The sequence below is a fragment of the Oleiagrimonas sp. genome, assembly GCF_027858935.1.
Taxonomy (GTDB): domain Bacteria; phylum Pseudomonadota; class Gammaproteobacteria; order Xanthomonadales; family Rhodanobacteraceae; genus Oleiagrimonas.
This window is the reverse complement of the sequence record NZ_JAQIBU010000011.1, coordinates 1-8,777: the sequence shown is the minus strand read 5'-3', so window position 1 is coordinate 8,777 and position 8,777 is coordinate 1. Positions and strand designations below refer to the sequence as shown.

Below are 8,777 nucleotides of genomic sequence, written 5' to 3'. Positions count from 1 at the left end.
AGTGGTCCGTTACGGGGACTGCGGGGGGCTTGCCGCCTGCGCGTCCTCGTAGCGGATTCCGAGCACCTCGATGCAAAGATCTCCGGCAGGACGGTTCCACACCACCTCGTCGCCGATTCGCGCGCCCAGCAGTGCCTTCGCCAGAGGCGAGACGTAGCTGACCCAGCCCTGTTCGGCGTCAGCCTCTTCCTCGCCGACGATGCGGTAGGTCTGCTGGCGCTCATTTTCGGCTACGTCCACGGTGGCGCCGAACGCCACACGGTCACGCGGCTGGTCCTCCGGATCGACCAGTCGCGCGCTGCCCACGCGGCTCTCCAGCCAGCGCAGGTCGCGCTTGAGCGACTGCAACTCGGTACGTGCCTCCATATCTTCACCCCTGGCCTCGAGCGCGCCCTTGCGCGCCCTCGCATCCGCAAGAAGGGTGCGCAATTGCGCCATCCCGGAGGGCGTGACGTAGTTGGGGTGCGGGCTGAGCGGACGTTCCGGCAGCTCAATGCCGGCCGGGGTGTCCGATTCCTTGACGAAAGCGCGGTTCATATCTTCATGATTCCAAAAGCAACATTGGAGACATGGACGCGCTGCAAGCAGGATTCAACCCCGTTTGGGCTGCAGCAGCGTACCGGTGCAGTTGGGAGAACCGCAGCGGCACGCCCACAGCTTCTTCATCTTCGCCGTGTGCGGGACCTCGAGCACAATGCCGTAGTTGTAGGTCAGCTCCTCGCCCGGCTTGATGTTGCGGATGGCCTGGATCAGCACCTTGTCGTGCTTCGGATCGCCATCCCCGGCTTCCTCGATCAGGGCCTCGCAATTCGGGTCGCAACTGTGGTTGATCCAGCGCGCACTGTTGCCGCCAATGTTGGCGTCGACGATGTAGTCGTCGTTTAGCGTGAACAGGAAGGTATGCCCGGTATCGGCGCCATCGCCGTATTCGCGGTCGGCCTGATCATGCGTGATCAATCTACCCTTGTACTGGATGACTTGCTCGCCGCGGGTGATTGCAGCCACGGCGAACACGCCATTGCCATGAATTGGTGAGCGGCGGGCGGCAATGCGTCGGGGCATCTCGGTTCTTCGCGCAAAGATGCGCATCATGCCCGGCCTGCCGGCGATTGCAAGTCCATTTGACCGAAGTCGTGTACCGGGGATGCGCGTGAGCGTTAGAATCGAAATTCGAACAACCGTTTGGAGCCGCGCATGAAACGCATCCTGCCGATCCTCGTGGTCGCTGCCACCCTGCTCGTCCTGGGGGCCTGCGGCCCGGTTCGCAAGAGTGTGTTTCCGCCACTGGTCAGCGTGCAGCAACTGCATGTGACCGCGGACGGACAATGGAAGATGCAAGTGCGCATCCAGAACAACAGCTACACCGGCGTCCTGTTCACAGGACTGGATCTGCACATGAAGATCGATGGCAAGAACGCAGGCCGGATCCTTGCAAAGATCCATCTCGATATTCCCGCACTCTCTGTGGATATTGCCGATGTCACCATCGCGCCGTCCGCGCAGGCGGCCAGGGCACTGGCTAAAAATGCTGCGGTGTCCTACAGCCTGGCTGGTACCGCCACTGCCCTCCCGGACCAGGACACCTCCACCAGGATATTCAAGGTCCAGGGCAAGGACTGGTTCTCGCCGGTACCCGGCCTGGTCGACACCTGGCGCTGACTGAAACCATTCGACCCGATTCCAAGGATGCCTGATGACCCGATACGTCGCCCCGATCCAAGACATGAGATTTGCCCTCTACGACCTGCTCGGTGCCGATGCCACGATGGCCGGCCTGCGTGGTGGCGAGGTCATCAATCGCGAGCTGATTGATGCGGTACTGGAGGAGGCCGGACGCTTCAACGAGCAGGTCCTGGCACCGCTGAACCAGAGCGGTGATGCCGAGGGCTGTCACTTCGACGCCGAGACCGCCACGGTGACATCGCCCAAGGGATTCAAGCAGGCCTACGCGCAATACGTCGAGGGTGGATGGCCCGGACTGAACGCCCCCGAGGCCTACGGCGGCCAAAATCTTCCGCACACTATCGGCGTGCTGGTCAAGGAAATGATCGACTCGGCCAATCTGGCCTGGGGCACCTATCCACTGCTCTCCAATGGTGCCAGTGACGCCCTGCTGACGCACGCTGAGGAATGGCAGCGCGAGGTCTTCCTCAAACCGCTTGTCGAGGGCCGTTGGACCGGCACCATGTGCCTGACCGAGCCGCAAGCCGGTTCGGACCTGGGACTGCTGAAGACGCATGCCGTGGCAGGAAAGACCGAGGGCACCTGGTGCATCAGCGGCACCAAGATCTTCATTACTGCAGGCGAACACGACCTGGCCGAGAACATCGTGCATCTGGTCCTGGCGCGCCTGCCTGACGCACCGGCAGGAAGCCGCGGCATCTCGATGTTCATCGTGCCCAAGTTCAAGGTGGGCCGCGACGGTGCGATGGGTGAGCGCAACGCCGTGGCATGCGGCTCGATCGAACACAAGATGGGCCTGAAGGGCTCGGCCACCTGCGTGATGAACTTCGACGGTGCCGAGGGCTACCTGATCGGGCAGCCACACAAGGGGCTGGCGGCCATGTTCACGATGATGAACGCGGCGCGACTGGCGGTCGGCATCCAGGGGCTTTCCCTGATCGAACGGGCCTTGCAGAACAGCCTGGCCTACTGCCGCGAGCGCCTGCAGATGCGCGCCTTGTCCGGCGCGGTGGCCCCGGACAAGGCGGCCGATCCGATTATCGTGCACCCGGACGTACGCCGGATGCTTCTGACCCAGCGGGCCTTCGCCGAAGGGGGCCGCGCACTGGTGCTTTATGCGGCGTTGCAGAGCGACATCCACGAGCGCAGCACGGACGACGCTGAACGCGCACGCGCTGGCGAAGTGCTGGGCTTCCTGATCCCGATCTGCAAGGGCCTGCTGACCGAGATCTCGGTCGAGTGCACGTATCACGCCATGCAGACCTACGGCGGCCACGGCTACATCGCCGAATACGGCATCGAACAGTTTGCGCGCGACGCCCGTATCACCACCATCTACGAAGGCACCACCCAGATCCAGGCCCTGGACCTGCTCGGCCGCAAGGTGATGCAGTTGCAGGGCGCCGGCCTGAAACACCTGCTGGGGGACATCGCCGCATTCTGCCAGGCGCATGCAGGGGACGAGGCGCTGGGTGAGTTTGTCGGGCCGCTGGCGGTGCACGCCAAGACCTGGAGCGACCTGACCCAGGATCTGGGCAAACGCGCGCAGTCCAACCCTGAAGAGATCGGTGCCGCAGCAGTCGATTACCTGTTTTATTCGGGCTACATCGTGCTGGCCTGGATCTGGGCGCGGACTGCCGCTGTCGCCGGAAAATCAGCCTTGCCGGAAGCCGGCCGCACCGCCAAGCTGGACACCGCGCGCTTCTACTTTGCCCGCATCCTGCCGCGCACGCATGCCCATCTGGCCGCCATGAAGTCCGGCATTGAGGGCCTGCCCGAAGTGCACTGAAGCCCTGCCAGTCCGTGCAGGACCCATGCTGGACCATGGCGGCACGGACAACATCCACCCTGCGGGACTTTCACATCCACGCGCAACAGTGTAGAAAGGCGCAACATCGCATCCCGAACCGTCAACAGTCATCCTCCATGAGCGACAATGTGTTCCAGATCCGTCTTGCCAGTCCCGACGATGATGACTTCATCATCGGCCTCGTCCCGCGTTTCGTGGACTTTCCGCTACCTGCTTGGCGGCGGCGCAACGAGTGCATCGAGGGTATCCGCAAGGATATCGCCGGCCACCTCGAGGACTCGCCTGCCAACAGCTTCATCTTTGTACTGGTCGATGCCGACAGCGGACGTCGCCTGGGCTTCATCCACCTGCAGAAAAACCGGGATTTCTTCAATGGCAGGAGCAACGTCCATATCTCCGATCTGGCCGTTGCACCGGGACAGGATGGTCGTGGCATCGGACGCGCCCTGCTCGACCATGCCCGCGAGTGGGCTTCCGCACATCACTGCCACATGCTGACTCTCGCGGTCTTTCCGGGCAACGAGCGGGCCCGTAAGATGTATGAAGCAGCCGGTTTCGGAGTCGACCTCCTGCGCATGGCCCTGCCGTTGGACTGATCCGCCAAAACCGGATCGACCCCGCAAATGAAAACGCCCATACGGCTGGATGGGCGTTTTCATTTACACATGGCCGGATATCAGAGCTTGTGGCCAGGATCAAAGCTCTGGCTTTTCGGCCTTCTCCATCTGTGCCAGTTCCTCCGGCGTCATGCGCATGCGCAGACGATGGATCAGGAAATCCAGGCACGGCAGAGAGAACAGATGCGCGTGAACGAAAGCGAGCGTGCCATCCTGCAGCATCCCGTGAACAGTCTCGGCATCGAGCTTGAGAAGCTTTTCCTCGTCGACCACGAACAAGCCGTTCAGGACGATGTTGTTGCCCGGAAGCTTGATCTCGATGTTGCGTCCAACCAACAGGTCGAGCGCGCGCAGGCGGCTCATGAACTGGCGGGTGCGGTTGATCTGGCTTTGGTAGTCGGTCAGGAAGTTGACGACATTCTTCATCACTTCGCCGTCGCTTCCGTCCTCATTGAACAGCCGCTCGCCATCATCCTGGCTGAAGGCCTCCGAGGCCTCGTCCAGAAACACGGCAAAGTCGTTGCCCTCTTCGCCAGCCGGCTTTTCGGCCAGTATGAACGGATAACGACGCACGAAAGCGGGCACATACTTGCTATCGGCCCAGTGCCCCTGCGCATCGACCATGAGATTTTCATCCTGGCGCACACCCGTCAGTGCCACCGGGGTGGCGTCATCCACGCTGTTGCCGGCGAACAGCACCGGCACGTCGTGTGCTGCGGAGGCAAACTCGACGCATGCCAGTGGCACCGAATGCGCCTTGGCCGAAAACTGCAAATTCGGCATCGGTTTGAGACGCAGGTCCTTGTGGGACTCGCGGTTGAGCGGCACAGGGCGCTCGTAGAAAATAACTTCGCTCACGTTGATGAATCCTCGCTGCCGCCGCGCCGGATCACTCCTGATGGTGTGCTTGAAAACCGGCGTCGGTTTTTGGGTCAATCCTTGATCATACCAGTGCGTCACACCGGCGGTAAGACCACGGCCGCGTCCGGATCCCGAGCCGCAAGCCTACTAACGACGGAAAACTGTTAAAAACCGCTGTTTTTGGGCTATGCTCGGATGAAAATCAGGAAACAGGCTCGGCCACCCCGGTGACCATGCCTGCCGGCAGGAAAGCAGATTCGCCCCGACACGCAGGGATCGATACGCAGATGCTGACGGAAGATTCGAACATGCGGGACCTGCACTCCACCCGGGTGCTGTCCCTGGACGCCGGCGGACGCATCCTCGACTGGATCAGCTGGCAGGATGCCGTTTGCCTGTATGTGCGCGATGCCGTGGCCTGGACCCTGGGGGACCCCTGCCTGACCGTACATGGCGGGACCAGCCGCCTGACCGGCACCCAGACCATCCTGCAACTGCACCCCATCGTTGCCAGCAGCGGACACTGCCGCGCTCACGCCATCTCGCCCTCACCCGCTCTGACCAACAATGCATTGTTTGCCCGCGACAAGCACCTGTGCATGTACTGCGGCGAGCATTTCGCGCGCGGTACCCTTACCCGTGACCATGTCATGCCGGTCTCCCGGGGCGGGCGTGACATCTGGGAGAACGTGGTCACCGCCTGTACCCACTGCAACCTGCACAAGGGCAATCGCACTCCGCAGCAAGCTCACATGCCGCTGCTGGCCGTACCCTACCGACCCAGCTGGGTCGAACACCTGATTCTGTCAAACCGCAACATCCTGGCCGACCAGATGGAATTTCTGGTCAGCCACCTGCCGCGCAAGCGCCGGCCGGCCTGAGCGCCCCTTGCCCAGGCTTCATTCCCGTCGAGCATCCCGCCTTGGCCCGGCTTTCCCTCCTGATCTTGCGCCTGCAAGTGTGGGTCACGCGAAGCACGGGACATGTGTCGCGGTTGGTGCGAAAATGTCCAGATGATTGATGCTGCCCGTTATCCACTTCTGGCCCGGATAGAAAGTCCGGCCGAGTTGCGCGCACTCGAGCAGGGCCAGCTCCGGGACGTGGCCGATGAGCTTCGCGCCTATCTGATCGAATCGGTGGCCAGTTCCGGTGGTCACTTCGGTGCCGGCCTCGGCGTGGTCGAGTTGACCGTAGCCCTGCACTGGCTGTTCAACACGCCCGAGGATCGACTGGTGTGGGACGTCGGCCACCAGTGCTACCCGCACAAGATCCTTACCGGTCGCCGGGACCGGATCACCACGATCAAGAAAAAAGATGGGCTGGCCCCTTTTCCGAGCCGCGGGGAAAGCGTCTACGACACCTTCGGGGTTGGCCATTCGTCAACCTCGATTTCCGCTGCGCTGGGCATGGCGATCGCCAATCAGCGGCGTGGCGATGCCCGCAAGGTCGTCTCGGTGATCGGCGATGGCGCGATGACCGCTGGCATGGCCTTCGAAGCCATGAACCATGGTGGCGACATCGAGCCGAACCTGCTTGTGATCCTGAATGACAACGGCATGTCGATCAGCGAGAACGTCGGCGCCCTGACCAAGACCCTGGCGCGTCTGCTGGCCAGCCGCACGCTCAACAGCTGGCGTGAACGGGCCAAGCGCGCCATCCCCAAACAGTCCTTTGCGGGTCGATTCTTCAAGCGCTGGGAGGAACACGCCAAGGGCATGTTCATGCCTTCGACGCTGTTCGAAGAGCTGGGCTTCCACTACACCGGCCCGATCGACGGCCACGACATGGAATCCCTGGTGACCGCCCTGCAGACGGTCAAGGATCTGCCGGGCCCGCAACTGCTGCACGTGATCACCACCAAGGGCAAGGGCTACGCACCGGCCGAGAACGCGCAAATCGACTATCACGCCGTGGGACCATTCGATCCACAGGCCGGAGTGATCCAGAAGGGCACCGGAAAGCAAACCTACACCCAGGTCTTCGGTGACTGGTTGTGCGACATGGCGGCTGCCGACGAACGTCTGTACGGCATCACCCCGGCCATGCGCGAGGGGTCGGGGCTGGTGCGCTTTTCGAAGGAATTTCCCGATCGCTACTTCGATGCCGGCATCGCCGAACAGCATGCGGTCACGCTGGGCGCAGGCATGGCCTGCGAGGGCGCCAAGCCTGTGGTCGCGATCTACTCCACCTTCCTGCAACGCGCCTATGACCAGGCCATCCATGACGTGGCCCTGCAGAACCTCGACGTGCTCTATGCGATCGACCGTGGTGGCGTGGTCGGTCCCGACGGCGCCACCCACGCCGGCAGTTTCGACCTGACGTACCTGCGCTGCCTGCCACACATGGTGGTCATGGCTCCAGCCGACGAGAACGAGTGCCGCAGCATGCTCACAACAGGCTTCTGCCATGCGGGACCAGCCGCGGTGCGCTACCCGCGCGGCACCGGACCCGGCGTAGCCATCCACGCGGGCCTGGAAACCCTGACGATCGGCAAGGCCGAACTTCGCCGGCGCGGCAATGGTCTGGCGCTGTTGTCCTTCGGCACGATGCTGGCACCGGCCGCCGAACTGGCTGCCGAACTGGACGCCACTCTGGTGAACATGCGCTTCGTCAAGCCGCTGGATGAGGACATGATCCTGACACTGGCGCGTGAACACGAGGCGCTGGTGACCCTGGAAGACAATGTCGTTGCCGGCGGCGCCGGTTCCGGCGTGGCCGAGTGCCTGTCCGCGCACGGCGTGGAGATTCCGATTCTGCACCTGGGCCTGCCCGACGCCTTCCTGGAACACGGCAGCCGAGAGGAAGTGCTCAGCATGGCCGGCCTGGACCTGCCCTCGATGCGCCACGCCATCCGCGTGCGCTTCCCGCAGCTGGCGCAATGCAACGCAGCAAACGGCTGATACCAGCTGCACCGCAGAAGCAAAAGGGCCGCCAAGCTGCGGGCCTTTTCTGTGGAACCGTTCGGCGAGCCAGGGAAACTCCCCGAGACCTGGCCTGGGTCACAGCTGCTGCATCACTGATCCGATCGGACCCGCCCTCCCGACACGCGTTCACGCCCCTCCAGGTCGCGGGCCGTGAAGAAATCAATAAAACCGGACTCCTCAAGCAAAAGGCGCACGGACGCGCCCTGTTTCCAGCCGTGCTCGAGGAGCAGCCATCCGCCATCGGACAGATGCGCGCCAGCGTGCGCCACGATGTCACGGATCGCCTCCAGGCCGTCCACGCCGGAAGCCAAGGCATCACGGGGCTCGAAACGCAGATCGCCCCGGGCAAGGTAAACGTCATCGTGCTCGATATACGGCGGATTCGACACGATCAAGTCAACGCGCTGCCCATGCAAGGGTGCGCACCATGACCCTTGCGCGAATGCGACACGCTCCAGGCCGAGGCGTTGCGCATTGCCACGGGCAATGTCCAGCGCGTTCGCCGACCGGTCGGTCGCCAGCACGCGCGCCCGCGGACGCTCCTTTGCCAGTGCCAGGGCGATAGCGCCGCTGCCCGTACCCAGGTCCACCACGGCAACGGGCATATCGGCGGGGATGCGCTCGAGTGCGAGTTCAACCAGAAGCTCGGTCTCCGGACGAGGGATCAAGGTTGCAGGCGTGACCTGGAGATCCATGCTCCAGAACCCCTTACGGCCCAGGATATAGGCCACCGGCTCACCGCCCACGCGTCGTTCGACCAGGATGTCGAAACGCTGCGCCTGTTCGGCGGCGACCGGGGAAAGCGCATGCGCAAACAGCCAGGCGCGATCAACATCGAACGCATGCAGCATCAGCCACTCGGCGTCAACGCGCGAATCCAGA

General features: G+C 63.1%; 9 protein-coding genes. 5 read left to right on the top strand and 4 right to left on the bottom strand.

Going from position 1 to position 8,777, the window contains the following annotated elements:
• Positions 1-9: 9 nt before the first annotated feature.
• Together PF446_RS00595 and PF446_RS00590 are read right to left on the bottom strand one after the other, a co-directional pair.
• Positions 10-537 (bottom strand): GreA/GreB family elongation factor, encoded by a 528-nt coding sequence (locus PF446_RS00595; RefSeq protein ID WP_298068663.1) that lies wholly within the window; start codon positions 535-537, stop codon positions 10-12.
• A 54-nt stretch (positions 538-591) separates the two neighbouring features.
• Positions 592-1,062 (bottom strand): SET domain-containing protein-lysine N-methyltransferase, encoded by a 471-nt coding sequence (locus PF446_RS00590; protein WP_298068665.1) that lies wholly within the window; start codon positions 1,060-1,062, stop codon positions 592-594.
• Positions 1,063-1,194: 132 nt separating this feature from the next.
• On the opposite strand from PF446_RS00590, the gene PF446_RS00585 reads away from it, so the two are divergent.
• From PF446_RS00585 to PF446_RS00575, 3 genes are all read left to right on the top strand, one after another.
• A complete protein-coding gene (locus PF446_RS00585; protein WP_298068660.1) occupies positions 1,195-1,659 on the top strand; it encodes a hypothetical protein in 465 nt (154 codons plus the stop codon).
• A 34-nt stretch (positions 1,660-1,693) separates the two neighbouring features.
• A complete protein-coding gene (locus tag PF446_RS00580; RefSeq protein WP_298068659.1) occupies positions 1,694-3,472 on the top strand; it encodes an acyl-CoA dehydrogenase C-terminal domain-containing protein in 1,779 nt (592 codons plus the stop codon).
• 137 nt (positions 3,473-3,609) lie between these two features.
• Complete coding sequence (locus tag PF446_RS00575) at positions 3,610-4,089, top strand: GNAT family N-acetyltransferase (RefSeq protein WP_298068657.1); 480 nt, start codon at positions 3,610-3,612, stop codon at positions 4,087-4,089.
• Between the two features lie 99 nt (positions 4,090-4,188).
• Here PF446_RS00575 and PF446_RS00570 read toward each other — a convergent pair whose 3' ends face one another.
• Positions 4,189-4,968 carry a SapC family protein gene (locus PF446_RS00570; RefSeq protein WP_298068655.1) on the bottom strand — a complete coding sequence of 260 codons (780 nt, stop codon included), beginning with the start codon at positions 4,966-4,968 and terminating at the stop codon, positions 4,189-4,191.
• 290 nt (positions 4,969-5,258) lie between these two features.
• On the opposite strand from PF446_RS00570, the gene PF446_RS00565 reads away from it, so the two are divergent.
• Both PF446_RS00565 and dxs read left to right on the top strand, forming a co-directional pair.
• On the top strand, positions 5,259-5,852 hold the full coding sequence (locus PF446_RS00565; protein ID WP_298068652.1) for an HNH endonuclease: 594 nt from the start codon (positions 5,259-5,261) through the stop codon (positions 5,850-5,852).
• 132 nt (positions 5,853-5,984) lie between these two features.
• Positions 5,985-7,871, top strand: a complete 1,887-nt coding sequence (gene dxs, locus PF446_RS00560) for a 1-deoxy-D-xylulose-5-phosphate synthase (RefSeq protein WP_298068650.1) — start codon at positions 5,985-5,987, stop codon at positions 7,869-7,871.
• A 113-nt stretch (positions 7,872-7,984) separates the two neighbouring features.
• On the opposite strand, the gene prmC is transcribed toward dxs, so the two are convergent.
• The gene (gene prmC, locus PF446_RS00555) at positions 7,985-8,776 is read right to left on the bottom strand and encodes a peptide chain release factor N(5)-glutamine methyltransferase (RefSeq protein WP_298068648.1); all 792 of its coding nucleotides are present in this window, start codon (positions 8,774-8,776) and stop codon (positions 7,985-7,987) included.
• Position 8,777: the final 1 nt, after the last annotated feature.